Origin of the sequence: Brachybacterium aquaticum (genome assembly GCF_014204755.1) — a bacterium.
Classification (GTDB): Bacteria; Actinomycetota; Actinomycetes; order Actinomycetales; family Dermabacteraceae; genus Brachybacterium; species Brachybacterium aquaticum.
Genome location: NZ_JACHLZ010000001.1, coordinates 1,480,749 through 1,506,774, shown reverse-complemented (window position 1 = coordinate 1,506,774; position 26,026 = coordinate 1,480,749). Strand labels below are relative to the sequence as shown.

The following is a 26,026-nucleotide window of genomic DNA, read 5'->3' as shown; positions in this document are numbered from 1 at the left end:
GATGCCCTGATGGCAGACCCGTCGACCTACCGCCCCGCCACCTCCACCATCCCCACCCGCCCGGGGGTGTACCGGTTCCGCGACGAGCACGGCCGCGTCATCTACGTCGGCAAGGCGAAGAACCTCCGCCAGCGCCTGGTGAACTACTTCCAGGACCTGTCGGTGCTGCACGAGCGCACCCGTCGCATGGTCACCACCGCCGCGAGCGTGGAGTGGACCGTGGTGGGCACCGAGGTCGAGGCCCTCACCCTCGAGTACACGTGGATCAAGGAGTTCGACCCGCGGTTCAACGTCAAGTTCCGCGACGACAAGTCCTACCCCTATCTCGTGCTGACGATGGGGGAGAAGGTGCCGCGCGTGCACATCACCCGTCGGCCGCGCGCGAAGGGGGACCGCACGTTCGGGCCGTACCCGCAGGTCGGCGCGATCCGCGAGACCCTCGACCTGATGCTGCGCGTGTTCCCGGTCCGCTCCTGCAGCGCCGGGGTGTACCGGCGCGCCGAGCGCTCGGGCCGGCCCTGCCTGCTGGGCTTCATCGGGAAGTGCTCCGCCCCCTGCACCGGCGAGATCTCCGAGGAGGAGCATCGACAGCTCGCCGAGCAGTTCGCGGACTTCATGGCCGGCAACACCTCCAAGTACACCCGCCGCATCGAGCAGCGGATGCGCGCCGCGGCCGCCGCGATGGACTACGAGACCGCCGCGAGCCTGCGCGACGACCTGCAGGCGCTCGAGAAGGTCATGGAGAAGAACTCCGTGGTCCTGTCCGATGCGACCGACGCCGACCTCATCGCCCTCGCCCAGGACGAGCTGGAGGCGTCCGTGCAGGTATTCCACGTGCGCGGCGGGCGCATCCGCGGTCAGCGCGGCTGGACCGCGGAGATCCTCGACGAGTCCGCCGCCCCCGACCTCGTCGAACGCGCGCTGACCACGCTGTACACCGAGGGCGACGCACCGAAGGAAGTGCTCGTCCCCGTCCTGCCCACCAACCTCGCCCAGGTGCGCGAGCTGCTCGGACCCCGCACCGACCTGCGCGTCCCGCAGCGCGGCGAGAAGAAGGACCTGCTGATCACCGTCGGCGAGAACGCGACCGAGGCGCTGCGCCTGCACCGCCTGAAGCGCACCGGCGACCTCACCGCCCGCACCAAGGCCCTCGAGGACCTGGGGGAGGCGCTGGGCATGGCGGAGCCGCCGCTGCGCATCGAGTGCTTCGACATCTCCCACTCCCAGGGCACCAACGTGGTCGGTTCCCAGGTCGTCTTCGAGGACGGGCTGCCCAAGAAGAGCGAGTACCGCCGCTACTCGGTCTCCGGCGCCGCCGCCCGCGACGACACCGCCTCGATGTACGACGTGATCTCCCGGCGCCTGAAGCACCACCTGGACCCGCCGGCGGAGGCGGAGGAGGAGCAGGGGAAGTTCAAGCGGTTCGCGTACCCGCCCTCCCTGATCCTCGTCGACGGGGGCCCGCCGCAGGTCGCCGCCGCCCAGCGCGCCTTCGACGACCTGGGCGTCACCGACATCGCGCTGGCCGGCATCGCCAAGCGCCTTGAGGAGATCTGGCTGCCGGACGACGAGTACCCGGTCATCCTGCCCCGCACCAGCGAGGCGCTGTTCCTGGTCCAGCGCCTGCGCGACGAGGCCCACCGCTTCGCCATCACCTATCACCGCTCCAAGCGCGGGCGGGCCATGCAGGCCAGCGCCCTGGACGGCATCGCCGGCCTCGGCCCGGCCCGCCGCCGCGCGCTGCTGGACCGCTTCGTCACCGTCTCCGCGATCCGCGAGGCGAGCGAGGAGGAGCTCACGGAGGTCGACGGGATCGGGCCCGCGTTGGCCGCGAACATTCACGCCGCGCTAACATCCCAGCAGGGGACCGACCAGGACACCGCTCAGGACTTCGCCGTGGACGAAACCGCCCGGGACAGCGCCGACAAGGACAGCGCCGACCAGGACGACGCGCTCGGTCTGGTGATCGACATGGCCACCGGCGAGATCCTCGAGGGCTGACCCCGCCCCGCGGCATCTGCGCGGGTCGGAGCCCCGTTCGACCACCCGATCCGGAAGGAGCCCCCGTGACCGAGGAGACCGCACCCGCCCCCGGCGGTGACGCCCCCATCGAGAGCCACGGCGAGGACGGCCGTCCCGGTCCCGGTGGCAGTGAGGAGGGCGGTGAGAACCGCGGCGACGTGGTGATCATCACCGGCCTCGCCGGCGCCGGCCGCGAGACCGCCGCCCACGCCCTGGAGGACATGGGCTGGTACGTCGTCTACAACATCGCCCCGCAGCTCATCCCCACCCTGTACGAGCTGCGTGCCAGCGCCGTCGGCCGTGAGAACCGCTTCGCGGTCGTCGTCGACCCCCGCTCCGGCCCCTTCTTCAACGAGCTCGGCGAGGTCATCGCGCAGCTGCGCCGCGCGGACCTGCGCCTGCGGGTCCTGTTCCTCACGGCCGACGAGTCCACCCTCGTGCGCCGCTTCGACTCCGTGCGCCGCCCCCACCCGCTCCAGGGCGAGGAGGGCGTGCTCGAGGGCATCCGCCGCGAGCGCGAGATGCTCGCCCCCTACCGGCGCCTCGCCGACCAGGTCATCGACACTTCGCCGCTGAACGTCCACCAGCTGACGATGAAGATGCGCACCCTCTTCGGCACCAGCGAGGAGCAGCGCCTCACCGTCACCATGCTGTCCTTCGGCTTCAAGTACGGCATCCCGCTGGAGGCCGACCACGTCAGCGACGTGCGCTTCATCCCGAACCCGTACTGGGTGCCCGAGCTGCGCCCCAAGCGCGGCACCGACGCCGAGGTCTCCGAGTTCGTGCTCGGCGACGCCAACGCCGCCGAGTTCGTCGAGAAGTACCTCGAGATGATCCACCCCGTGCTGCGCGGCTACAGCGCCGAGAACAAGCACTTCACCACCCTCGCAATAGGCTGCACGGGCGGCAAGCACCGCTCCGTCGCCGTCGCCGAGCACATCGGGGACGAGCTGCGCAGCGCCGGCCACGCCGTGCGGATCCGCCACCGCGACCTGGGGCGCGAATGAGCATCGCCCCCCGAGGTCCCCGCCACCGCCTGCGCAGCACCGACCGCTCCGCGACCGCCCGCCGCGGCGGCCGCGAGGCCCCGCAGCGCCCGGTCCGCGTCGTCGCCCTCGGCGGCGGGCACGGCCTGGCCGCGAACCTGCGCGCGCTGCGCCTGCTGACCGACGACATCACCGCCGTGGTCACCGTCGCCGACAACGGCGGCTCCTCCGGCCGCATCCGCACCGAGATGCCCGTGCTGCCGCCCGGCGACCTCCGCATGGCCCTGGCCGCCCTGTGCGAGGACTCCGAATGGGGCTCGATCTGGGGCGATGTCATCCAGCACCGCTTCGCCACCGACGGCGACCTCGACGGCCATGCGCTCGGCAACCTCATGATCGTCGCGCTCTGGCAGATCCTCGACGACCCCATCGAGGGCCTTGACCAGATGGCCGAGCTGCTCGGCGCACGCGGGCGCGTGCTGCCGATGGCGCTGGACCCGCTGGACATCGAGGCGCGGGTGCGATCGGCCGACGGGACGGTGCGCACCGTGTCCGGTCAGTACGAGGTCGCCACCGCCGAGGGCCGCGTCGAGGACGTGCACCTGATCCCGCCCCGCCCGCGCGTGCCCCAGGAGGTGCTGGACGCCCTGGCGCAGGCCGACTGGATCATCGTCGGCCCCGGCTCCTGGTACACCTCCGTGCTGCCGCACCTGATGATCCCCGAGATCGCCGAGGCGATCGCGAAGAGCCCCGCCCACCGCTGCATCACCACGAACCTCTCGGTCGGCTCGCAGGAGGCCGAGGGGATGACGAGCCTGGACATGCTCGAGGTGCTGCTGGGGCGGGCGGAGAACTGCCGCTTCGACGCGCTGCTGGCCGATCCGACCACCCTGGACGACGCCCTGGACCTCGCCGAGGCGTTGCAGGCCCGGGGGATACGCACCCTGCTGCGCCAGGTCAGCGTGGGCGACGGCACTCCGCGGCACGACCCCGTGCGCCTCGCCGCCGCCTATCGTGACCTGTTCGACGACCTTTACGGCGACGTGGAGCCCGAGGCTCCGACCACGACCACCCAGGAGGACTCGCATGGCGCTCACGGGTGAGGCGAAGGAGGAGCTGAGCCACCTCGAGGTGACCCGCCCCTCCGCCCGCAAGGCGGAGGCCGCGGCGATGCTGCGCTTCGCCGGGGGACTGCACCTGGTGGCCGGGCGCGTGGTGGTCGAGGCGGAGCTGGACTCCGCCGCCGTCGCGCGCCGACTGCACGGCATCATCGCCGACATGTACGGGCACCGCGCCGACCTGGCCGTGCTCGCCCCCTCCGGCATCCGCCGCACCACCCGCTACATCGTGCGGGTGGATCGCGAGGGCGGGATGCTCGCCCGCCAGACGGGCCTGCTCGATGCCCGCGGCCGTCCCGTGCGCGGGATGCCCCCCTTCGTGGTCGGCGGGGCGCTCGTGGACGCCGAGGCCGCCTGGCGCGGCGCCTTCCTCGCCCGCGGCACCCTCACCGAGCCCGGGCGCTCCAGCGCGCTCGAGCTGTCCTGCCCCGGCCCCGAGGTGGCACTGGCGATGGTGGGTGCGGCCCGCCGGCTCGGCGTCGCCTCCAAGGCGCGCGAGGCCCGCGGCGCGGACCGTGTGGTGCTGCGCGACGGCGATGCGATCTCCGCGCTGCTCTCCCGCATGGGCGCCCACGAGACCGTGAAGGCGTGGGAGGAGCGCCGCACCACCCGCGAGGTCAAGGCCACCGCGCACCGGCTGGCGAACTTCGACGACGCGAACCTGCGCCGCTCCGCGCGGGCCGCGGTCGCCGCTGGGCAGCGCGTCCAGCGCGCGATGGAGATCCTCGGCGACGACGTCCCCGAGCATCTGCAGGCCGCCGGTCGGCTCCGTCTGGAGCACCGTCAGGCGAGCCTCGAGGAGCTCGGACGGCTCGCGGATCCGCCGCTGACCAAGGACGCCGTCGCAGGTCGGATCCGTCGGCTCCTGGCCACGGCCGACAAGCGCGCGGAGGAGCTCGGGATCCCCGGGACCGACCACGGAGTGGACGAGGACCAACTACCCGCGTCACCCGACGCCGGACGTTGATACCATCGTCACGGTCGTCGGTCACATCCGGCGCCGCCCGAGCGTACGACGGCGTGCGCGCCAAGTGTCAGTACTCGAACTTCGCAGACATCTGCGGATCTAGGAGGAACCCTTGACCGTCAAGGTTGGTATCAACGGATTCGGCCGCATCGGCCGCAACTTCCTGCGCGCCGCTCTCGAGCAGAACGCCGACATCGAGATCGTCGGTGTGAACGACCTCACCGACAACGCGGCCCTCGCGAACCTCATCAAGTACGACTCCATCGGCGGCGTCCTGCCCGTCGAGGTGTCCTACGACGAGAACTCCATCACCGTCGGTGACAACACCTTCCGCGCGTTCGCCGAGCGCGACCCGAAGAACATCCCGTGGGGCGAGATCGGCGCGGACATCGTCGTCGAGTCCACCGGCATCTTCACCGACGCCGAGAAGGCCAAGGCCCACATCGAGGCCGGCGCCAAGAAGGTCATCATCTCCGCTCCGGCGAAGAACGAGGACGGCACCTTCGTGATCGGTGTGAACGAGGGCGACTACGACCCCGAGAAGCACCACATCATCTCCAACGCGTCCTGCACCACCAACAGCCTCGCCCCCGTGGCCAAGGTGCTCAACGACGAGTTCGGCATCGTCAAGGGCCTGATGACCACCATCCACGCCTACACGTCGGACCAGGTGCTCCAGGACGGCCCGCACCGCGACCCGCGTCGTGCCCGCGCCGCCGCCCTGAACATCGTCCCCACCACCACCGGTGCGGCCAAGGCCGTGGCGCTGGTGCTGCCCAAGCTGAAGGGCAAGCTGGACGGCTACTCGCTGCGCGTTCCGGTCCCCACCGGCTCGATCACCGACCTCACCTTCGAGGCGTCCCGCGAGGTGACCATCGAGGAGATCAACGCCGCGGTGAAGAAGGCCGCCGAGGGCCCGCTCAAGGGTGTTCTGCGCTACACCGAGGACCCGATCGTCTCGAAGGACATCGAGGGCGACCCGCACTCCTCGATCTTCGACTCGCAGCTCACCAAGGTGAACGGCAACCTGGTCAAGGTCTTCGCCTGGTACGACAACGAGTGGGGCTTCTCGAACCGCATGGTGGAGCTCTCGCTCCTCGTGGGCAAGTCCCTCTGATCCTCCCGTCGTCGCCCTGACGACCAGGACAGTCCCGGAGCCCGCCGGTCACCACCCCGAGGGGTCGGAGATCGGCGGGCTCCGCTCGTCCCCCGTCCCGACGCGCCGCTCCAGCGGGCGTCGGCCGCATCCTGAAGGAGCACCACTGTGCTGAAGACCATCGACTCGCTCGGGGAGCTGCGCGGCAAGCGCGTGCTGGTCCGTGCCGATCTCAACGTGCCGCTGGACGGCACCACCATCACCGACGACGGCCGCATCCGCGCCGCGCTGCCCACCCTCACCCGCCTCGTCGAGGCCGGGGCCCGGGTCGCGGTGATCTCCCACCTCGGCCGCCCCAAGGGCGCGCCGGAGGAGAAGTACTCCCTGCGCCCCGTCGTCGGCCGCCTCGGCGAGCTGCTGGGCCAGGACGTCGCCTTCGCGACCGACACCGTCGGCTCCTCCGCGCAGGAGACCGTCGCCGGACTCGCCGACGGCCAGGTCGCCGTGCTCGAGAACCTGCGCTTCAACCCGGGCGAGACCGCGAAGACCGACGAGGAGCGCCTCGCCTTCGCGCAGGAGCTCGCCGCGCTCGGCGACGCCTTCGTCTCCGACGGCTTCGGCGTCGTCCACCGCAAGCAGGCCTCCGTCTACGAGCTCGCCACGCTGCTGCCCGCGGCCGCCGGCGAGCTGGTGCTGCGCGAGGTCGAGTCGCTGCGCAAGGTGACCGACGAGCCCGAGCGCCCCTTCGTGGTGGTCCTCGGCGGCGCGAAGGTCGCCGACAAGCTCGGCGTCATCGACTCGCTGCTCGGCAAGGCCGACCGCATCCTCATCGGTGGCGGCATGGCCTACACCTTCCAGAAGGCGCTCGGCCACGAGGTCGGCCAGTCGCTGCTGGACGAGAGCAAGCTCGACGTGGTCACCGAGTACATGGAGCGCGCGAAGGCCAACGGCGTGGAGCTCGTGCTCCCCGTCGACACCGTCGTGGCCCCCGAGTTCTCGGCCGACGCCGCCCCGACCACCGTCGCGGTGGATCAGATCCCCGCCGACCAGGAGGGCATGGACATAGGCCCGGAGACCTCGAAGCTCTTCGGCGAGAAGATCTCCGACGCCGCGACCGTGTTCTGGAACGGCCCCATGGGCGTGTTCGAGTTCCCGACCTTCGCCGCCGGCACCACCGCCGTCGCCGAGGTGCTCTCCAAGGCTCCGGGCTACACCGTCGTGGGCGGCGGCGACTCCGCCGCGGCCGTGCGCAACCTGGGCTTCGACGAGAGCCTGTTCGACCACATCTCCACCGGCGGCGGCGCTTCCCTCGAGCTCATCGAGGGCAAGGAGCTGCCCGGAATCTCGATCCTCGAGGAGGACGCCAAGTGACCACCCGCACCCCGCTCATGGCGGGCAACTGGAAGATGAACCTCGACTGGAAGCAGGCCCTCGCCCTCGTCGAGGAGCTCGGCGAGCAGCTGAAGTCGGTCGACACCACCAAGGTCGAGACCGTCGTGCTGCCGCCCTTCGTGGACCTGCGCACCGTCCAGGTCGCTGTCGACGCGGGCAAGCTGCCCATCGCCTACGGCGCCCAGGACATCTCCGAGCACGAGTCAGGTGCCTACACCGGCGAGGTCTCCGGCGCGATGCTCAAGGCCCTCGGCGCGACCTACGTCGCCGTCGGCCACTCCGAGCGCCGCCAGTACCACGGCGAGGACGAAAAGGTCACGAACGCCAAGGTGAAGGCCGCCTTCGCCTCCGGTCTCGTCCCGATCCTCTGCGTCGGCGAGCCGCTCGAGGAGCGCCAGGCCGGCAAGCACGTCGAGTACACCCTCGCCCAGCTCGAGGGCGGCATCGAGGGCCTCACCGCCGAGCAGGCGAAGACGATCGTCATCGCCTACGAGCCCGTGTGGGCCATCGGCACCGGCGAGGTCGCCACGCCCGACGACGCCCAGGAGGTGTGCGCCGCGATCCGCGACGCGCTGCGGGCCCTGCACGGCGACGAGGTCGCCGACGCGGTGCGCGTCCTCTACGGCGGCAGCGTGAAGTCCTCCAACGTCGCCGAGCTCATGGAGCGCGCCGACGTGGACGGCGCCCTCGTGGGCGGCGCCTCGCTGAAGGCCGAGGAGTTCGCCAAGATCGCGGGTTTCCAGGGCTGAGCGACGTACGACGTACTGCGAGGTACGAGCGGTAGGAGCTCAGCCGAAAGGCAGAGTCTGAGCTGCTCCGCGTGACCTCTGCTGAGGCATGCGCCTCGCCACACGGGCCGGACCCCGACAGGGTCCGGCCCGTGCCGTATGCTGGATCGGTCCGACCGTCTCCGTGGAAGGCTGCCCCTGACGTGGATCTCCCTCTTCTGAAGCTCATCCTTCAGATCCTGCTGGCCGTGCTCGGCCTGATCACGATCATGCTCGTGCTCCTGCACAAGGGTCGCGGCGGTGGCCTGTCGGACATGTTCGGCGGCGGCGTGTCCTCCTCCGCGAGCGCTTCGGGCGTGGCGGAGCGGAACCTGAACCGCCTCACCGTCACCATGGCGGTGCTCTGGGGCGCGTCCGCCGTGGGCCTGGGGATCATCGAGCGCTTCCTCTGATCCCTCGCCGGCGCTCCAGACGCCGACCGAGAAGACTTCTGCAGCGGGCCGTTCCTCCGGGGACGGCCCGCTTCGCATGTGCACGTCGGCCGCGCGCACGCCAGCGGGCCTCGCATGCCCCACGATGCCTGAGTCGTCGCCACTTCCCGGGCAGGGTGCTTCAGGCGTCGCTAAGACACATCGGTGGCGACGCGTCAGGCACCGTGCCCCCGCAGTGGCGACGCGTCAGGCACCGTGCCCCCGCAGTGGCGACGCGTCAGGCACCGTGGCCCCGGCACAGCGACGCGTGAGGCACCGTGCCCCCGGCACAGCGACGCGTCGGGCACCGTGCCCCCGGCACAGCGACGCGTGAGGCACCGTGGTCTCGCAGTTGCGACGCGTCAAGCACCGTGCCCCCACCATGGCGACGCGTGAGGCCACCGCGCCACCGCATGTACGGAGGGCCGGCCACCTTGCGGTGACCGGCCCTCCGTGCAGCTGCTGTGCGAGCCCGAGCGAGATGACCTCACACGAGCTTCACCCAGACGTCACTCCGCGGTGCGTCCCGCGGCGGCCTGGTCGAGGAACCAGGTGGTGGACTCGAGGCCGCGCACCGCCGAGGCGGGCACCGCCCACGGGTCGATGCCCTCGTGGGCCCGCTTCACCGCGTCGGCCTTCTCGGCGCCCGCGACGAGCAGCGCCACGTGGCGTGCCGAGTTGAGCACCGGCCAGGTGAGCGAGATCCGCTCGGCCGGGGGCTTCGGCGAATTGGTCACCGCCACGGCGCTGGCGCGGACCTGGTTCTGGTCGGGGTGCTCGGGGAACAGCGAGGCGATGTGGCCGTCCGGTCCCATGCCCAGCATCAGCACGTCGAAGAACGCCTGACCGCGGGTGTGGAACGGGGCGTCGCCGCCCATCTGGTCGAGCTGCTGGCCGTACCAGGCGGCAGCGTCCTCGAGCGACATGCCGTCCGAGGGGGAGGGCATGTGGTGCACGTTGCGAGCGGGCAGGCCCTTCTCGCGCAGCACGTCCAGGAACGAGGCGCTCACGCCCGCGTCGTTGCGCTCGTCGGAGCCGTGCTCGACGAAGCGCTCGTCGCCCCACCAGAGGTGCAGTCGGGTGACGTCCACGCCGGCCTTCTCGAACGCTGCGGGCAGCGCGGCGGCGGTGAGGGTGCCGACGGTGCCGCCGGTGAGCACGAGGTGCGCGTGGTCGCGCTGCTCGATCGCGTCGGCCAGCTGCTCCGCGGCCGCGGAGGCGGCGGCCTGGGCGACCGCGTCGGCGTCGGCGACCACCAGGTCGGCGGGCTCGGGCTTGCCGGTGGCGAAGGTGCCGGTGTCCCCGATGGAGGAGAACGCGGCGCCGAGCACCTCGCCGTAGACCTCATCGGGGTCCAGGCGGCGCAGCTCCTCGGTGACCAGCTCGGCGAGGGTGCGGCGCGGCATGGTCACGTGCTGGCCGGAGTCGTCACCGGGCAGCTTCATGATGATCGAGTCGTCGCTAATGCGGGTCAGCTCGATGGTGCCGTCCTCGCGGACCAGGCGCACGGAGTGCACGCCCGCGAACTCGGGGTTGCCCTCGGGCGGCGGGAGGATCTCCGCCTCGACGCCCAGGGTGTGCTCGAGCCAGGTGGCCATGAGCAGCACGGAGGGGTTGCCCTCGGTGCCCGAGACCTCGACCTTGGTGGGGATCGAGACCGGCGGCACCTCGAAGGCGCTCGCGACGAGACCGCGCCAGCGGGTCAGCCGCGCCCACGCGAAGTCGGAGTCGCCGGAGGCGTAGCCGCGGCGGAGGCGCTTCAGGGTGCCGAGCGGATCCGTGCAGGCGGCCGAGTCGGTGATGCGGCGCTGGGACATGGAGCCGAGCACGTCGTAAACGGGGGAGGACGGGGCGTTCTCCGGCCACCAGGTGACGATCGGCGCGTCCGGCAGGAGCAGCGCCATCACCAGGGTGTCCAGCGACCAGGTGACGCTGCCGCGGGCCTTGAGGATGACGATCTCGCCGGCGCCGGCGTCGCGGCCGACGCGGATCTCCGCGTCGAGCCCCGAGGTCTCGGCCTCCGGGTCGGTGTCGACCACGAGCACACGGGCGGGGTGCTCGTGGCTGGCGGCGATGGCCGCGTCGAGCACCTCCTCGATGTCCCCGGTGGCGATGATGATCAGGGTCAGCACGCGACCGATCGTGTTCTCGCCGAAGGTCTCCCGCATCTCGGTCATGGTCTTGTCGACCGCCGACGCGGTGGTGTCGTTGAGGGTGGTGATCACGGTCGCCTCCAGGTACGCCCGTCACGGGCGAGCATCTCGTGTGCGGTGTCCGGGCCCCAGGTGCCCGGACGGTACGGCGCGGGGTCGAGGTTCTCGGCCCAGAACTCGGTGATGGGGTCGAGGATCTTCCAGGAGAGCTCGACCTCCTTCTGGCGCGGGAACAGCGGCGGGTCGCCCAGCAGCATGTCCAGGATGAGGCGCTCGTACGCCTCGGGGGACTCCTCGGTGAAGTTCATGCCGTAGGCGAAGTCCATGGTCACGTCGCGCACCTCCATCTGGGTGCCGGGGACCTTGGAGCCGAAGCGCATGGTGACGCCCTCGTCCGGCTGGACGCGGATCACGATGGCGTTCTGGCCGAGGTCCGCGGTGTCCGTGGAGCGGAAGGGCAGGAACGGGGCGCGCTTGAACACGACCGCGATCTCGGTGACGCGGCGTCCCAGGCGCTTGCCGGCGCGCAGGTAGAAGGGCACGCCCGCCCAGCGACGGGTGGCGATGTCCAGGCGCATGGCCGCGAAGGTCTCGGTGGTGGAGTCGGCGGGGATGCCGTCCTCCTCGAGGTACGGGCGCACCTCCTGGCCACCCTGCCAGCCGCCCACGTACTGGCCGCGCGCGGTGTGCGCGGCGAGGTCCTCGGGCAGCTCGACGGCGGCGAGCACCTTCTCCTTCTCGGCGCGAAGGTCCGAGGCGCGGAAGGAGACGGGCTCCTCCATCGCGGTCAGGGCCAGCAGCTGCAGGAGGTGGTTCTGGATGACGTCGCGAGCGGTGCCGATGCCGTCGTAGTAGCCGGCACGCGAGCCGATGCCGATGTCCTCGGCCATCGTGATCTGCACGTGGTCGACATAGCTGGCGTTCCAGATCGGCTCGAACAGCTGGTTCGAGAACCGCAGCGCCATGATGTTCTGGACGGTCTCCTTGCCCAGGTAGTGGTCGATGCGGAAGACGTCCTCGGGACGGAACGCCTTCTCGACCACGTCGTTGAGCTCGCGCGCGGAGGCGAGGTCGTGGCCGAAGGGCTTCTCGATGACCACGCGGCGCCAGGAGCCGTCGGCCGGGGTGTTCAGGCCCGAGTTCGCGAGCTGTCCGCAGACCTGCGGGAAGGCGTCCGGCGGGATGGAGAGGTAGAAGGCGTGGTTGCCGCCGGTGCCGCGGGTGCGGTCCAGCTCGCCGACGACCTCGGTGAGCCGCTCGAAGGCGGCGGTGTCGTCGAAGGTGCCGGTGACGAAGCGGAGGCCGCCGCGCAGCTGCTCGAAGACGCTCTCGTCGAAGCCGGTGCGGGAGTGCTCGGAGACGGACTTCTTGACGTAGTCGGCGAAGTCGTCGTCGGACCAGTCGCGTCGGCCGTAGCCGACCAGGCCGAAGCTGGGCGGGAGCAGGCCGCGGTGGGTGAGGTCGTAGATCGCGGGCAGGAGCTTCTTGCGCGCGAGGTCTCCGGTGACGCCGAACATCACCATGGAGCTGGGGCCGGCGATCAGCGGGAGCCGGCGGTCGCGGGGGTCGCGGAGCGGGTTGGCTCCGTCGGCCGCGAGGAGGGTGGGGGAGTCGGTCACGATCGTCCTTTCTCGGACACGGGACGGCCGGAGCACGGCCCCTCACAGGGGCTGGGCCGTGCTCGTCCGGGGGATCAGGCGCGGGCGGCCTCGACGGAGGCGGAGACGGTCTCGATGAGCTCGTTCCAGGCCTTCTCGAACTTCTCGACGCCCTCGCGCTCGAGGACGGCGAACACGTCGGCGAGGTCCACACCGGCGTCGGCGACGGAGGCGAGGACCTGCTCGCCGGTCTTCGCGGACTCGGCCGACAGCGCCGCGGCGGGCGCGGAGTGGTCGGCGGCGGCCTCGAGGGTCTTCTCGGGCATGGTGTTCACGGTCGGGTCGGCGATGAGGTTGTCCACGTACAGGGTGTCCGAGTAGTCGGGGTTCTTCACACCGGTGGACGCCCACAGCGCGCGCTGCACGTTGGCGCCCTTGGCCTTGAGGGCCTCGAAGCGCTCGGAGCCGAAGGCCTCGAGGTACTCGCCGAAGGCGGCCTGGGCGTTGGCGACGCCCGCCTTGCCCTTCAGGTCGACCGCGGCGCCACCGATCGCGTCCAGGCGCGCATCGATCTCGGTGTCCACGCGGGAGACGAAGAACGAGGCGACGGAGTGGATGGTGGAGAGGTCCTTGCCGGCCTCGGCGGCCTGCTCGAGGCCGGTGAGGTAGGCGTCGATGACGGCCTGGTAGCGCTCGACGGAGAAGATCAGGGTGACGTTGACGCTGATGCCCTCGGCGATGACCGCGGTGATGGCCGGCAGCCCCTCCTCGGTGGCGGGGATCTTGATCATGACGTTCTCGCGGCCGACGACCTCGTGGAGGTGCTTGGCCTGCTCGATGGTCTTCTCGGTCTCGTGGGCCAGACGCGGATCGACCTCGATGGAGACGCGGCCGTCGTAGCCGCCGGTGGCGGAGTAGACGTCCTTCAGCAGGTCGGAGGCGTTACGCACGTCATCGGTGGTGAGCACCTCGATGACCGCGTCGACGTCCTTGCCTTCGCCGGCGAGGCGGGCGATGTCGGCGTCGTACTCGTCCGAGCCGGAGATCGCGGCCTGGAAGATGGAGGGGTTCGTGGTCACGCCCACGATGTTGCGGGTGGCGAGCAGCTCGGCGAGGTTGCCGGTCTCCAGCCGCTTGCGGGAGAGGTCATCGAGCCAGATCGAGACGCCGGCGTCGGAGAGGGCCTGGGTGGAGGAGTTCTGCGTCATGACGTTCCTTCCGGGCGCACCGCGCCCTGGGTCGCATTGCTGTCGTGGAGTCGAACGGATGCGGGGGAGATCCGTTTCCGACCTGTGGCGCACGGAACGCCGCGGTCGGAAGGGCCGGTCGGCGGGGATCGTCGGCCGACGGGGGAGGGGGAGAGCGGCGGGGGCAGGACCAGGAGGCCCCGCCCCCGCAGGTGATCAGGCGCCGGCGGAGGCCAGCGACTCCTTGGCGGCCTCGACGACCGCCTCGGCGGTGAAGCCGTACTCGCGGAACAGCGTCTTCGCATCGGCGGAGGCGCCGTAGTGCTCGAGCGACACAGCCTTGCCGTGGGCGCCGAGGAAGCGGTACCACGGCATGGCGATGCCGGCCTCGACGGTCACGCGGGCGGTGACCGACGAGGGGAGCACCGACTCCTTGTACTCGTCGTCCTGCTCGTCGAACCACTCGACCGACGGCATGGACACCAGGCGGGTCGGGGTGCCCTCGGCCTCGAGCTGCTTCTGCGCTTCGGCGGCGTACTGCACCTCGGAGCCGGTGGCGATGAGGATGACCTTCGGCTGGCCGTCGGAGGCGTCCTTCATGACGTAGCCGCCCTTGACGAGGTTCTCCGCACCCGCGTACTCGGTGCGGTCGAAGGTGGGCAGCGCCTGGCGGGAGAGGATCAGGCCGACGGGGCCGTTGTCCCGCTCGAGCAGGGCCTTCCACGCCTGGGAGGTCTCGTTGGCGTCCGCCGGGCGCACGATCGACAGGTTCGGGATCGCGCGGTAGGCGGCCAGGTGCTCGACCGGCTGGTGGGTCGGGCCGTCCTCGCCGAGGCCGATGGAGTCGTGGGTCCACACGTAGGTGGCCGGGGTCTTCATCAGCGAGGCGAGGCGCACGGCGCCGCGCATGTAGTCCGCGAACTGGAAGAAGGTGCCGCCGTAGGGGCGGGTGAGCCCGTGCAGGGAGATGCCCGACAGGATCGAGCCCATGGCGTGCTCGCGGATGCCGAAGTGGAGGGTGCGGCCGTACACGTCACCGGCGAACTCCTCGGTGGAGAGCTCGGCGGGGAGGAAGGACGGCTCGCCCTTCATGGTGGTGTTGTTGGAGCCGGCGAGGTCGGCGGAGCCGCCCCACAGCTCGGGCATGACCGCGGCGAGCTCGCCGAGAACCTTGCCGGAGGCGGCGCGGGTGGCGACGCCCTTCTCGTCGGCCTCGAAGGTCGGGAACGCCTCGGCGAAGCCCTCGGGCAGCTCGCGGGCGACCAGACGGTCCAGGAGCTGCGCGCGCTCGGGGTTGGCGGAGCGCCAGGCCTCGTAGCCCTTGTCCCACTCGGCCTTCGCCTCGACGGCGCGGTCCGCGAGGGCGCGGGTGTGGGCCAGCACGTCCTCGTCGACCTGGAAGGTCTGCTCGGGGTCGAAGCCGACGGCCTTCTTCAGACCGGCCACGCCCTCGGTGCCGAGCTTGGCGCCGTGCACGGAGTGCTTGCCGGCGAGCTCGGGGATCGGCCAGCCGATCACGGTGCGCAGACGGATGAAGGTGGGCTTGTCGGTGACCTTCTGGCCCTCGAGGATCGCGTCCTTGAGCGCCGCGACGTCCTCGACGTACTCGGTGCCGCCGTTGGTCCAGTCCACGGTGCGCACGTCCCAGCCGTAGGCCTCGTAGCGCGCGGCGGTGTCCTCGGTGAAGGCGATGGAGGTGCCGCCCTCGATGGAGATCTCGTTGTCGTCCCAGATGACGATGAGGCTGCCCAGCTGCTGAGTGCCCGCGAGGGAGCTGGCCTCGGAGGAGACGCCCTCCTCGAGGTCGCCGTCGGAGGCGATCACGTAGGTGAAGTGGTCGAAGGGGCTCTCGCCGGGCGCCGCGTCGGGATCGAGCAGGCCGCGCTCGCGGCGCTGCGCCATGGCGAAGCCGACCGCGGAGGAGATGCCCTGGCCGAGGGGGCCGGTGGTGATCTCCACGCCCTCGGTGTGGAAGTTCTCGGGGTGGCCCGGGGTCTTCGAGCCCCACGTGCGCAGCTCCTCGATGTCCTTCTTCTCGAGGCCGAAGCCGCCGAGGAAGAGCTGGATGTACTGGGTCAGGCTCGAGTGGCCCGCGGAGAGGACGAAGCGGTCGCGGCCCAGCCACTGGTGATCCTTGGGATCGTGGCGCATCACGTCCTGGTAGAGCAGGTACGCGGCCGGGGCGAGGCTCACCGCGGTGCCGGGGTGGCCGTTGCCGACCTTCTCGACGGCGTCGGCGGCCAGGACGCGGACGGTGTCGACCGCCCGCTTGTCCAGCTCGGTCCAGCCCTCGGGGGCCTTGAAGTTCTCCGTCATGTCGAATACATCCTTTCGCCGGTTCGCGGCCTCTGCGGCCGCAGGAAAGACAGGCCCCGCATCGCGCCTCCCGGGGGAGACGGCGCCGAGCGCGCACCGCGACCGTCGCGGCGCGCGGTGGGGCACGGTCCCGTATGCGGGGCGACGGGCCCTACCTTAGTGCGGCTGGGGGACCCCCGGGGCCTTCGACCCCCCTGTTGCCGTGCCTGGCGGTGCCGTGCGTCACCCCTGTCCGCTCCCCGCGAACGGGACCTTCGCCTAGACTGTGGCGGTTCGTGCGGCCCGGTGCCGCGACCTCAGGAAGGATGGTGGGCGGTGACCGCCACCCAGGGAGCCTCGCTCCGGGACGCCGGCCAGGACGGCGGCCGCCCCGCGCGGTCCGTGCGCTCTACGCTGCGCGCGTACGTCGCGCTGACCAAGCCGCGCATCATCGAGCTGCTGCTCATCACGACCATCCCCACGATGTTTCTGGCCGCCGGGGGATTCCCCTCGCTCGGGCTGATCCTCGCCACCATGATCGGCGGCTACCTCGCCGCCGGCGGCGCGAACACGCTGAACATGTACCTCGAGCGCGACATCGACGCGAAGATGAAGCGCACGAAGAACCGGCCCCTGGTCACCGGGGCGGTCACGCCGCGCGCCGCGCTGATCTTCGGCATCACCCTCTCGAGCGTCTCCGCGCTGTGGCTGGGTCTGCTGGTGAACTGGATGTCCGCCGCCCTCGCGGTCGGCGCGATCCTGCTCTACGTCGTCTTCTACACGATGATCCTGAAGCGCCGCACCAGCCAGAACATCGTCTGGGGCGGGGTCGCCGGGTGCATGCCCGTGCTGATCGGCTGGTCCTCGGTGACCGGCACCGTGTCCTGGACCGCCGTGCTGCTGTTCCTGGTGATCTTCTTCTGGACCCCGCCGCACTACTGGCCGCTCGCCGAGAAGTTCTCCAAGGACTACGCCGCCGCCGGGGTGCCGATGCTGCCGGTGGTCTCCTCGCGGTCGAACGTGGCGGGCCAGATGATCATGCACACGGCGCTCATGATCGCTGCGAGCCTCGCGATCATCCCGCTCGGGGAGACCGGCTGGGTGTACGGGATCGCCGCCGTGGGCGCCGGCGCCTGGTTCGGCTACCTGGTGATCCGCTACGCCCTGCGCGTGCACAAGGGCCTGACCGGGAAGGCGCTCGCGCCGATGACGGTCTTCCACGGCTCGATCACCTACCTGACGGTCCTGTTCGTCGCGCTCGCGATCGACCCCTTCGTCACCCTCTGACCTCGTGACGGTCCCGGCCGACGAGGGGGCACCGGCCGACGGCGGCCTGCGGCCCGGCGACCGGCGCCTGCTCGAGCAGTACCTCGGTCACCTGCGCGTGGAGCGGGGCCTCTCGGACAACACCCTCGCCGCCTACTCCCGCGACCTGCGCCGCTACCTGCGCGATCTCGCGCAGCGCGACCTCGAGGCCACCGCGGTGGACCCCTCCGACCTGGGGGAGTGGCTGCAGGCCCTGCGCACCGGGGCCGACGGGGGCAGCGCCCTCTCGGCCGCCTCCGCCGCCCGCTCCCTCGCCGCGGTGCGGGGGCTGCACTCCTTCCTCGACGCCGAGCGCGCCTCCACCACCGGCGACCCCTCCCGTCTCGTGCCGAGCCCCTCCCTGCCCCATCGGCTGCCGCACCCGCTCTCCCTCGACCAGGTCGAGGCGCTGCTGGAGGCGGCGGGCCGGCCGGGCACCGGCCGGGAGGCGACCGAGCGGTCCCTGCGCGACCGGGCGCTCGTGGAGATCCTGTACGGCCTCGGCGCCCGGATCTCCGAGGCGACCGGTCTGGACCTCGACGACGTGGATGCGCGGGAGCGCTCCGCCGTGCTGCGCGGCAAGGGCGACAAGCACCGCGTGGTCCCCGTCGGCCGCTATGCCCTCGAGGCGCTCGGCGCCTACCTCACCCGCGGCCGACCGGCGCTCGCGGCCCACGGCACCGGGACCCCGGCGATCTTCCTCGGCTCCCGCGGCACCCGGCTCACCCGCCAGGCGGCCTGGCAGATCGTCCAGCGCGCCGCCCGCGACGCGGGGCTCGAGGACCTTCCGCAGCCCATCAGCCCCCACACCCTGCGCCACTCCTACGCCACGCACCTCCTGCACGGCGGTGCGGACGTGCGCAGCGTCCAGGAGCTGCTCGGCCACGCCTCGGTCACCACCACGCAGCTGTACACGCAGGTGACGGTCGACTCCCTGCGCGAGACCCATGCCGCGGCCCACCCCCGCGCCCGGAAGGGGGCTTAGACTTGGGCGGCACGAAGCCCCCGCCCGGCCCCGCCCGACGGGGGCGCCCCGCGGCCGATGGCAGCGCACAGGCGCAGCCGTCGCTGCCCGGACTGGGACCGGAGCATCTCCGCGCCCCGCAGGCTGAGCCGCGCACCCGCACCAGACCACGACGCCGACGACAGGAACACTCCGTGAGCCCGACCTCCCCCCAGCAGCTGGACATCGACCTCGGCCCCACCGGCCGACCGATGCCGGAGCTCCCGGAGCCGGCCCCGCTCGACTCCCACGGCCCCGCGCGGATCATCTCGATGGTCAACCAGAAGGGCGGCGTCGGGAAGACCACCAGCGTCATCAACCTCGGCGCGGCCCTCGCCGAGCTGGGCCGCAAGGTGCTGCTGGTGGACCTCGACCCCCAGGGTGCCCTCAGCGCCGGCACCGGCGTGAACCCCTACGACCTCGACGTCACCGTCTACAACCTGCTCATGGAGCGCGGTCATGACGTGCGCGAGGTGATCCAGGAGACCGACACCGAGAACCTCGACGTGCTCCCGGCGAACATCGACCTCTCCGCCGCGGAGGTCACCCTCGTCAACGAGGTGGCCCGAGAGATGGCGCTCGCCCGCGTGCTGCGCCCCGTCGCCGACGACTACGACGTCATCATCATCGACTGCCAGCCCTCGCTCGGCCTGCTCACCGTCAATGCCCTCGCGGCCAGCCACGGCGTGATCATCCCGCTGGAAGCCGAGTACTTTGCGCTGCGCGGTGTGGCCCTGCTGGTGGAGACCATCGAGAAGGTCCAGGACCGCATCAACCCGCGCCTGGAGCTCGACGGCATCCTCATCACCATGTTCGATCCGCGCACCCTGCACGCCCGCGAGGTGTGCCAGCGCGTGGTCGAGGCGTTCCCGGACCAGGTCTTCCACACCACCATCAACCGCACGGTGAAGTTCCCCGACGCGTCCGTCGCGGCGGAGCCGATCATCTCCTTCGCCTCCTCCAACAAGGGCGCCGAGGCCTACCGGCAGCTCGCCCGGGAGCTCATCTCCCGCGGCGGCGCCGCCTGATGGCGACCGGCGGGCAGGGCGGCTCCGGGGGCAGGCGCGGCTCCGGCAGCAAGGGCAGTTCCGGCGGCAAGGCCGGCTCCGGCGGCGCCCGCTCGGGCGGCTCCCGCTCCGGCGGCGGGAAGCAGCGCCGCCGCAGCGCCTTCACCCCGCCGCGCAGCACGCGCCTGCGCGACGACGAGGGCGCGGTGCGCCCCGTCCCGACCGACGCCGACGGCGAGATGCCGGACCTGCACCGCGAGGGCGGCGAGCGGCTCCAGAAGGTGCTCGCCCAGGCCGGGTTCGGCTCCCGCCGCGCCTGCGAGGCGCTGATCGGCGCGGGCCGCGTGAAGGTCGACGGCGCCGTCGTGCTCGAGCAGGGCGTGCGCATCGACCCGTCCACCCAGGTGGTCCACGTCGACGGCCGACGCCTGCAGCTGGACACCACCAAGCTCACCGTCGCCCTGCACAAGCCCCGCCACGTCGTCTCCGCCATGAGCGACCCCGAGGGGCGGCGCGACCTCACCGAGTTCACCGCCGAGTTCCCCCAGCGGCTCTACCACGTGGGCCGGCTCGACTACGAGACCGAGGGCCTGCTGCTGCTGACGAACGACGGCGAGCTCGCCCACCGCCTCACCCACCCCTCCTTCGCGGTGGAGAAGACCTACGTGTGCCGTTTCGACGCGCCCGGCGGTCCGCCCCGCGGGCTGGTGAAGACCCTGCGCGAGGGCGTGGAGCTCGAGGACGGCCCGGCCCGCGCCGACCGCGCCCGCGTGCTCGCCCAGGATGGCCGCGAGGCCGTGGTCGAGGTGACCCTCCACGAGGGCCGCAACCGCATCGTGCGCCGCATGTTCGCCTCCCAGGGCTTCGAGCTGACAGCGCTCGTGCGCACCCGCATCGGCCCGGTGCTGCTCGGCGACCTCGCCCCCGGCGCGACCCGCGAGCTCACCCATCGCGAGCTCGGCACCCTGATGGCGGAGGTGGGACTGTGAGGGGTGGGACTGTGAGGAGCCTCGTGCCCTCCCCGGTGCGGATCATCGGCACCGGCCTGATCGGCGGCTCCCTCGGCATGGCCCTGCGCCGCGCCGGCGTGGACGTGCAGGTCGAGGACGTCTCCCCGGGCACCGCGGCCCTCGCCGTCGAGCTCGGCGTGGGGGAGCTGCCCACCACCGGCTCCCGCTCCCCGGAGCTGGTCCTGGTCGCCGCGCCCCCGGACGTCGCCGCCTCCCTCGTGGACCGTGCCCTGCGCCGCTGGCCCGACGCCCTGGTCGCGGACGTGGCGAGCGTGAAGACCACCGTCCTCGAGGGCCTGCGCCTCCTCGCCCGCGAGGAGGACCTGCCCCGCTACATCGGCGGGCATCCCATGGCCGGCCGTGAGGTCTCCGGCGTCATCGCCGCCCGCGCGGACCTCTTCCAGGGCCGCCCCTTCGTGGTCGTCCCCCACGAGAGCACCCTCCCGGACGCCGTGACGGTGCTGAAGGGACTGGCGACCGAGATCGGCTCCGTTCCGATCACCATGGACGCCGGCGCGCACGACACCGCCGTCGCCCACGTCTCCCACGTCCCCCAGGTGCTCTCGAGCCTGCTGGCGACCACCCTGCTCGAGCCCTCCGAGCAGGCGCTGGGCCTGGCCGGCCAGGGACTGCGCGACACGACGCGCATCGCCGACTCGGACCCGCGGCTGTGGGTCGAGATCCTCGGCGCCAACGCCGCCGCCGTCGGCGAGGTGCTCACCGCGGTCGCTGCCCGCCTCGAGCAGGTCCGCGAGGCGCTCACCACCCTGCAGGGCGATCCCGACCCCGGCACCGGCTCCCGCCGGGCGCTGGCCGACCTCATCGCCGAGGGCAACCGCGGCGTGCGCCGCATCCCCGGCAAGCACGGCGGCGGCACCGACGCGTTCTCCACGATCGTCGTGCTCGTCCCGGACCGTCCCGGCGAGCTCGCCCGGCTCCTCACCGAGATCGGGCAGATCGGCGTGAACCTCGAGGACCTCCGCCTCGAGCACGAGCTGGGCCGTGAGGTGGGCCTCGCGCACGTCGCCATCGACGCCACCCGTGAGGACCTGCTCACGCGAGAGCTCACGGCACGCGGCTGGAGGGTCGCCGAGGCGTGAGCGCCCCGTATCCTTCAGGGATGCACACCAGCGCGCCGCAGACCCCCGCCGAGGGCATCACGATCGCGATCGACGGCCCGGCCGGGTCCGGGAAGTCGACCGTCTCCCGCCTCGTCGCAGAGGCACTGGATGGCGGCATCCTCGACACCGGCGCGATGTACCGCGCCGTCGCCTGGTCCTGCCTCGAGGACGGCGTGGACCTCACCGACCGCGAGGCCGTGGCCCGCGTCGCCGAGGAGATCGACCTCGACCTCGGCACCGACCCTGCAGGGGCGACCGTCGTCGTCGCCGGCACCGACATCACCTCTGAGATCCGCACCCAGCGCATCTCCCAGCAGGTCTCCGCCGTCGCCACCAACACCCTGGTGCGCCCGATCCTGCAGCGCCGCCAGCGCGAGGTCCTGTTCGCCACCGCCGCCGAGCGCGGCTTCTGCGTCGCGGAGGGCCGTGACATCACCACCGTCGTCGCCCCCGACGCCCGCGTGCGCGTGCTCCTGACCGCCTCCGACGAGGAGCGCATGCGCCGTCGCGCCGCGGAGCTCGGCCTCGAGGACACCCCCGAGAACCGCGAGCTCATGGCCGACCAGGTGCTGCGCCGCGACCGCGACGACTCCGCCGTCTCCGAGTTCCTCACCGCCGCCGAGGGCGTGCACGAGGTCGACACGACGGGCCTGGAGATCGAGGACGTCGTCGAGAAGATCCTGATGCTCGTCGCGGCCGCCGAGGCCGAGGACGAGGAGGCCGAGTTCGGCCCGGCCGAGCCGGCCCTCGCAGGCCCGTCGGCCGCGTCCCCGTCGGCCGACGGGGCCGGCGCGCCCCTCGGCCTCGCGGGCGCCGAGGGCTCGGCGCCGGGGGAGGGGCCGACGGACGAGGAGATCGAGGCCGCGCTGCGCGCAGGCCTGTCCGAGTACGAGCTGGACGACGAGGACCTCGCGCTGCTGACCGGCGAGGACGGCGAGCCGCTGCTGCCCTCCGTGCAGCGCAACCTGCCGGTCGTCGCCGTGGTCGGCCGCCCGAACGTCGGCAAGTCCACCCTGGTCAACCGCATCCTCGGCCGCCGCGAGGCCGTCGTCGAGGACCGCCCGGGCGTGACCCGCGACCGCGTCTTCTACGAGGCCGAGTGGGCGGGCAAGGACTTCTGGCTGGTGGACACCGGCGGCTGGGAGGACAAGGTCCAGGGCATCGCCTACCGCGTCGCCGAGCAGGCCGAGGTCGCCGTGTCCCTGGCGGACGTGGTCATGTTCATCGTGGACGCGAACGTCGGCATCACCACCACCGACGAGCAGCTGCTCAAGGTCCTGCGCCGCGCGAACGTGCCGATCGTGCTGGTCGCCAACAAGGTCGACGACCAGCGCGGCGAGCTCGAGGCCGCGGCGCTGTGGAACCTCGGCCTCGGCGAGCCGTACCCGGTCTCCGCCCTGCACGGCCGCGGCTCCGGCGACCTGCTGGACGCCGTGGTCGCCGCGATGCCCGAGGAGGGCCGCGGCGCACCGGTCGATCACGGGCCGCGCCGGGTCGCGCTCGTCGGACGCCCGAACGTGGGCAAGTCCTCCCTCCTGAACCGTCTCGCCCGCGAGCAGCGCGTGGTCGTCGACGACGTCGCCGGGACCACCCGCGACCCGGTCGACGAGAAGATCACCCTCGGCGGCAAGGAGTGGACCTTCGTGGACACCGCCGGCATCCGCCGCCGCGTGCTGCAGTCCCAGGGCGCCGACTACTACGCGTCCCTGCGCACCCATGCCGCGCTCGAGCGCGCCGAGGTCGCGGTCGTGCTGCTGGAGGCCTCCGAGCCGATCTCCACGCAGGACCTCAAGATCATCGACATGGTGCTCGAGTCCGGGCGCGCCCTCGTGCTCGCCTTCAACAAGTGGGACCTGCTGGACGAGGAGCGCCACAAGGCCCTCGAGCGGGAGATCGAGCGGGACCTCGCGCACGTCGCCTGGGCGCCGCGCGTGAACATCTCCGCCGCCACCGGGCGTCACGCCGAGAAGCTCGTGCCCGCGCTCGAGAAGGCGCTGGAGAGCTGGGACCGCCGCGTCCCGACCGGCCGTCTGAACGCCTTCCTCGGCCAGCTCGTCGCCGCCCACCCGCACCCGCTGCGCGGCGGCAAGCAGTCGCGGATCCTGTTCGCGACCCAGGCGCGCACCCGTCCGCCGCGGTTCGTCATCTTCGCCTCCGGCTTCCTCGAGCACGGCTACCGACGCTTCATCGAGCGCCGGCTGCGCGAGGACTTCGAGTTCACCGGCTCGCCGATCGTGATCGGCGTGCGGATCCGGGAGAAGCGCCGCCGCTGATCGTCGCGCGGGAACCTGCCCGGGGGCCGACGGAAGGAGGGCCGCGGGAGACGGAGGTCGGGTGCGGCCTGTGCGCTCGGCCCCGTATCGTGGAGCCATGAGCAACCCCGGTGAGAACGGCGCCCCCTCCGAGCAGTACGGGCAGCAGAACCCCTACGGCCAGCCGCCCGCGCAGGACCCGTCCTCGCAGGCGTCCCCGTACGGGCAGCAGCCCCCGGCCCAGGATCCGTACGGGCAGAACTCGTACGGGCAGGACCCGTCCGCGCAGGCGTCGCCCTACGCTCAGCCGTCCCCGTACGGCCAGCCCTCGCCCTACGACCAGGCGTCCCCCTACGGCCAGGCCTCCCCGTACGGCCAGCCCTCGCCCTACGGTCAGGCCTCGGCCTCGGACCCGGCCGCCGAGGGCGCCGGCTGGTCGGCAGTGCCGGGCGCCGGAGCGCCGGGTGCCGACCCGTACGGCACCCAACCCCCGGCCGGCGGGCAGCCGCCCGTCGGCGGTCAGCCTCCGTACAACGGCCAGCCCCCGTACGGCGGCGGCGGTCCGGTCCCGCAGCAGCCGGGCCAGGTGCCCGGGGGAGAGGGGCAGAACCGTCTGCTCGTCGGTCTGCTGGGCATCTTCCTCGGCGGCTTCGGCGTGCACCGCTTCCTGCTGGGCTACACCACCATCGGCATCATCCAGATCGTCGTCACCCTGATCACCTGCGGAGCCGGCGCCCTTTGGGGCCTCATCGAGGGCATCATGGTGCTCGCCAAGGCGCCCGCCTTCGAGAAGGACGCCCATGGCCGCCCGCTGCAGGACTTCTGAGTCCCGCCCGCTCCCCTTCCCCTCCTCGCCCGCCCACCCGAAGGACGGCACGCCATGACCTACCTGCCCCAGGCCCCCGACCGCGGCTCGATCCAGACCCAGGCGATCATCCTGATCATCGTCGGATTCCTGTGCGCGTCGATGATCCCCTCGATCTTCGGGATCATCGCGCTGGTCCAGATGGACAGCGACCCCGTCAGCGCGAAGAAGATGAACAAGATCGGCTGGATCATCCTCGCCGTGATCATCGGGATCGGCGTGCTCGCGGTCATCGCGTATGTCGTGATCATGATCTTCGTGGTCGGGGTCGCGGCGACCACCGGCGGCTGAGCTCCGACGCGCCCCCAGCGACCACCTGCACTTCTTCCGCCCAGGAGGCACCCATCCCCACCCCCGACTTCGTGCTCGACCTTCGCGAGCGCATCGGCAACGACCTGCTGTGGATGACCGGCGTGACCGCGCTGGTGCTCGACCCGAGCCGCACCCGGATGCTCGCCGTGCGCCGCGCGGACGACGGCCGCTGGACCCCGGTCACCGGGATCGTCGACCCCGGCGAGGAGCCGGCCCGCGCCGCAGTGCGCGAGGTCGCCGAGGAGTCGGGGATCGCCGCCACCGCTCTGCGCCTCGTCGACGTGCGCGTCCTGCCCGAGATCTCCTACCCCAACGGCGACCGCGCCCAGTACCTGGACCTGTGCTTCCTGTGCGAGGCGGACGCGGACCAGGAGCCCCATCCGGCCGACGGGGAGAACACCGCCGCGCAGTGGTTCCCCCTGGACGCCCTGCCGCCGATGAACGACCGGTTTCGGGACAACCTCGCCTTCGCGCTCGAGGACCGCCCCGAGGCGCGGTTCCGCCGATGAGCCCCGCGTCGAACCCGCTGCCTGGCACCCGGGTGCGGATCCCGCTGACGGACGCGACCGGGGACGACGCCGTGGTGCGCGTGATCGCCGCACCCTGCCGCGACATGGCCCGCGACGGGATCCTCTCGGAGCCGCTGCGCCCCTTTTCCGATGCCCTGCTCGTGGACGTCCACGTGGGAGGTCGCCTCGTGCTGCCTGGTGCCTGGGTCGAGCACGAGGTGCTGCGGCGCGGCACCCCCATCGCCCCCACCCCGGTCGCCGCCGCGGACCTGCGCCCGCCCGCCGTCATCGCCGGCACCCCCGAGCACGCGGAGCTGCACTGGGGGGAGACGGTGTGGCCGCTGGACCTCGGGGGAGCGGTCGCGATCCCCGACTCCGCCCGCGCCGAGCCGCACGCCCTCTCGCGGCTGCGCCGCCTGCTCCTGGTCGCCGCCGGACGCCGCGACGAGATCGCACTGACCATGTGGCAGGCCGCCGAATTCGAGATCCCCTGGCAGGACGTGCGACTGCTGCCGCGCGCCGCCTCCTGGTTCGAGCTCGCCCAGGTCCCGCCCGGAATGCGCTACGCCGACGCGGAGCAGCTCCAGGGCGTGGGACGGGCCGCGCGGCGCTGAGCGCGCCGCGGCGATC

22 protein-coding genes are annotated in these 26,026 nt (G+C 72.1%); 18 read left to right on the top strand and 4 right to left on the bottom strand.

Annotated elements, in window-relative coordinates:
- Positions 1-9: 9 nt before the first annotated feature.
- The 8 genes from uvrC to secG all read left to right on the top strand — a co-directional run bounded on the left by uvrC (position 10) and on the right by secG (position 8,761).
- On the top strand, positions 10-2,001 hold the full coding sequence (gene uvrC / locus HNR70_RS06755; protein WP_184324973.1) for an excinuclease ABC subunit UvrC: 1,992 nt from the start codon (positions 10-12) through the stop codon (positions 1,999-2,001).
- Positions 2,002-2,066: 65 nt separating this feature from the next.
- On the top strand, positions 2,067-3,029 hold the full coding sequence (gene rapZ / locus HNR70_RS06750) for an RNase adapter RapZ (RefSeq protein ID WP_376768817.1): 963 nt from the start codon (positions 2,067-2,069) through the stop codon (positions 3,027-3,029).
- On the top strand, positions 3,026-4,111 hold the full coding sequence (locus HNR70_RS06745) for a gluconeogenesis factor YvcK family protein (RefSeq protein ID WP_184324972.1): 1,086 nt from the start codon (positions 3,026-3,028) through the stop codon (positions 4,109-4,111). The genes rapZ and HNR70_RS06745 overlap by 4 nt, the downstream gene beginning before the upstream one ends.
- A complete protein-coding gene (whiA, locus tag HNR70_RS06740; RefSeq protein WP_184324971.1) occupies positions 4,095-5,093 on the top strand; it encodes a DNA-binding protein WhiA in 999 nt (332 codons plus the stop codon). Before HNR70_RS06745 ends, whiA begins: the two co-directional genes overlap by 17 nt.
- 112 nt (positions 5,094-5,205) lie before the next feature.
- Positions 5,206-6,210, top strand: a complete 1,005-nt coding sequence (gene gap, locus HNR70_RS06735; RefSeq protein WP_184324970.1) for a type I glyceraldehyde-3-phosphate dehydrogenase — start codon at positions 5,206-5,208, stop codon at positions 6,208-6,210.
- Between the two features lie 147 nt (positions 6,211-6,357).
- Positions 6,358-7,560 carry a phosphoglycerate kinase gene (locus HNR70_RS06730; RefSeq protein ID WP_312857594.1) on the top strand — a complete coding sequence of 401 codons (1,203 nt, stop codon included), beginning with the start codon at positions 6,358-6,360 and terminating at the stop codon, positions 7,558-7,560.
- Entirely contained in the window at positions 7,557-8,330 is a 774-nt protein-coding gene (gene tpiA, locus HNR70_RS06725; RefSeq protein WP_184324969.1) for a triose-phosphate isomerase, read from the top strand. Before HNR70_RS06730 ends, tpiA begins: the two co-directional genes overlap by 4 nt.
- Before the next feature lie 182 nt (positions 8,331-8,512).
- Complete coding sequence (secG, locus tag HNR70_RS15845) at positions 8,513-8,761, top strand: preprotein translocase subunit SecG (protein ID WP_184324968.1); 249 nt, start codon at positions 8,513-8,515, stop codon at positions 8,759-8,761.
- 527 nt (positions 8,762-9,288) lie between these two features.
- Here secG and pgl read toward each other — a convergent pair.
- From pgl to tkt, 4 genes are all read right to left on the bottom strand, one after another.
- Complete coding sequence (gene pgl / locus HNR70_RS06715) at positions 9,289-11,004, bottom strand: 6-phosphogluconolactonase (RefSeq protein ID WP_184324967.1); 1,716 nt, start codon at positions 11,002-11,004, stop codon at positions 9,289-9,291.
- Entirely contained in the window at positions 11,001-12,551 is a 1,551-nt protein-coding gene (gene zwf, locus HNR70_RS06710) for a glucose-6-phosphate dehydrogenase (RefSeq protein WP_184324966.1), read from the bottom strand. The genes pgl and zwf overlap by 4 nt, the downstream gene beginning before the upstream one ends.
- A 74-nt stretch (positions 12,552-12,625) precedes the next feature.
- The gene (gene tal / locus HNR70_RS06705; protein ID WP_184324965.1) at positions 12,626-13,738 is read right to left on the bottom strand and encodes a transaldolase; all 1,113 of its coding nucleotides are present in this window, start codon (positions 13,736-13,738) and stop codon (positions 12,626-12,628) included.
- A gap of 195 nt (positions 13,739-13,933) precedes the next feature.
- Positions 13,934-16,033 (bottom strand): transketolase, encoded by a 2,100-nt coding sequence (tkt, locus tag HNR70_RS06700; protein WP_184324964.1) that lies wholly within the window; start codon positions 16,031-16,033, stop codon positions 13,934-13,936.
- A gap of 315 nt (positions 16,034-16,348) precedes the next feature.
- Between tkt and HNR70_RS06695 the strand changes: the two genes are divergently transcribed.
- From HNR70_RS06695 to HNR70_RS06650, 10 genes are all read left to right on the top strand, one after another.
- Positions 16,349-17,299, top strand: a complete 951-nt coding sequence (locus HNR70_RS06695; RefSeq protein WP_184324963.1) for a heme o synthase — start codon at positions 16,349-16,351, stop codon at positions 17,297-17,299.
- A gap of 4 nt (positions 17,300-17,303) precedes the next feature.
- A complete protein-coding gene (locus HNR70_RS06690; RefSeq protein ID WP_312857593.1) occupies positions 17,304-18,302 on the top strand; it encodes a tyrosine recombinase in 999 nt (332 codons plus the stop codon).
- 173 nt (positions 18,303-18,475) lie between these two features.
- Positions 18,476-19,348 carry a ParA family protein gene (locus tag HNR70_RS06685; RefSeq protein WP_184324962.1) on the top strand — a complete coding sequence of 291 codons (873 nt, stop codon included), beginning with the start codon at positions 18,476-18,478 and terminating at the stop codon, positions 19,346-19,348.
- The gene (locus tag HNR70_RS06680; RefSeq protein ID WP_184324961.1) at positions 19,348-20,316 is read left to right on the top strand and encodes a pseudouridine synthase; all 969 of its coding nucleotides are present in this window, start codon (positions 19,348-19,350) and stop codon (positions 20,314-20,316) included. Before HNR70_RS06685 ends, HNR70_RS06680 begins: the two co-directional genes overlap by 1 nt.
- Positions 20,317-20,327: 11 nt before the next feature.
- On the top strand, positions 20,328-21,437 hold the full coding sequence (locus HNR70_RS06675) for a prephenate dehydrogenase (RefSeq protein WP_184324960.1): 1,110 nt from the start codon (positions 20,328-20,330) through the stop codon (positions 21,435-21,437).
- Positions 21,438-21,457: 20 nt separating this feature from the next.
- Positions 21,458-23,731, top strand: a complete 2,274-nt coding sequence (der, locus tag HNR70_RS06670; protein ID WP_184324959.1) for a bifunctional cytidylate kinase/GTPase Der — start codon at positions 21,458-21,460, stop codon at positions 23,729-23,731.
- A 97-nt stretch (positions 23,732-23,828) separates the two neighbouring features.
- Positions 23,829-24,536, top strand: coding sequence for a TM2 domain-containing protein (locus HNR70_RS06665; protein ID WP_184324958.1), 708 nt, complete (start codon positions 23,829-23,831; stop codon positions 24,534-24,536).
- Between the two features lie 54 nt (positions 24,537-24,590).
- Entirely contained in the window at positions 24,591-24,866 is a 276-nt protein-coding gene (locus tag HNR70_RS06660; protein ID WP_184324957.1) for a hypothetical protein, read from the top strand.
- 53 nt (positions 24,867-24,919) lie between these two features.
- Entirely contained in the window at positions 24,920-25,396 is a 477-nt protein-coding gene (locus HNR70_RS06655) for an NUDIX hydrolase (protein ID WP_184326583.1), read from the top strand.
- The gene (locus tag HNR70_RS06650) at positions 25,393-26,010 is read left to right on the top strand and encodes a hypothetical protein (RefSeq protein ID WP_184324956.1); all 618 of its coding nucleotides are present in this window, start codon (positions 25,393-25,395) and stop codon (positions 26,008-26,010) included. Before HNR70_RS06655 ends, HNR70_RS06650 begins: the two co-directional genes overlap by 4 nt.
- Positions 26,011-26,026 lie beyond the last annotated feature (16 nt).

Bases quoted from the DNA above. Each gene is read 5' to 3' on its own strand.
- whiA (WP_184324971.1), top strand. From the start codon at position 4,095: ATGGCGCTCACGGGTGAGGCGAAGGAGGAGCTGAGCCACCTCGAGGTG.
- tal (WP_184324965.1), bottom strand. From the start codon at position 13,738: ATGACGCAGAACTCCTCCACCCAGGCCCTCTCCGACGCCGGCGTCTCG.
- HNR70_RS06680 (WP_184324961.1), top strand. From the start codon at position 19,348: ATGGCGACCGGCGGGCAGGGCGGCTCCGGGGGCAGGCGCGGCTCCGGC.
- HNR70_RS06665 (WP_184324958.1), top strand. From the start codon at position 23,829: ATGAGCAACCCCGGTGAGAACGGCGCCCCCTCCGAGCAGTACGGGCAG.
- der (WP_184324959.1), top strand. From the start codon at position 21,458: ATGCACACCAGCGCGCCGCAGACCCCCGCCGAGGGCATCACGATCGCG.
- uvrC (WP_184324973.1), top strand. From the start codon at position 10: ATGGCAGACCCGTCGACCTACCGCCCCGCCACCTCCACCATCCCCACC.
- HNR70_RS06745 (WP_184324972.1), top strand. From the start codon at position 3,026: ATGAGCATCGCCCCCCGAGGTCCCCGCCACCGCCTGCGCAGCACCGAC.
- HNR70_RS06660 (WP_184324957.1), top strand. From the start codon at position 24,591: ATGACCTACCTGCCCCAGGCCCCCGACCGCGGCTCGATCCAGACCCAG.
- tkt (WP_184324964.1), bottom strand. From the start codon at position 16,033: ATGACGGAGAACTTCAAGGCCCCCGAGGGCTGGACCGAGCTGGACAAG.
- HNR70_RS06650 (WP_184324956.1), top strand. From the start codon at position 25,393: ATGAGCCCCGCGTCGAACCCGCTGCCTGGCACCCGGGTGCGGATCCCG.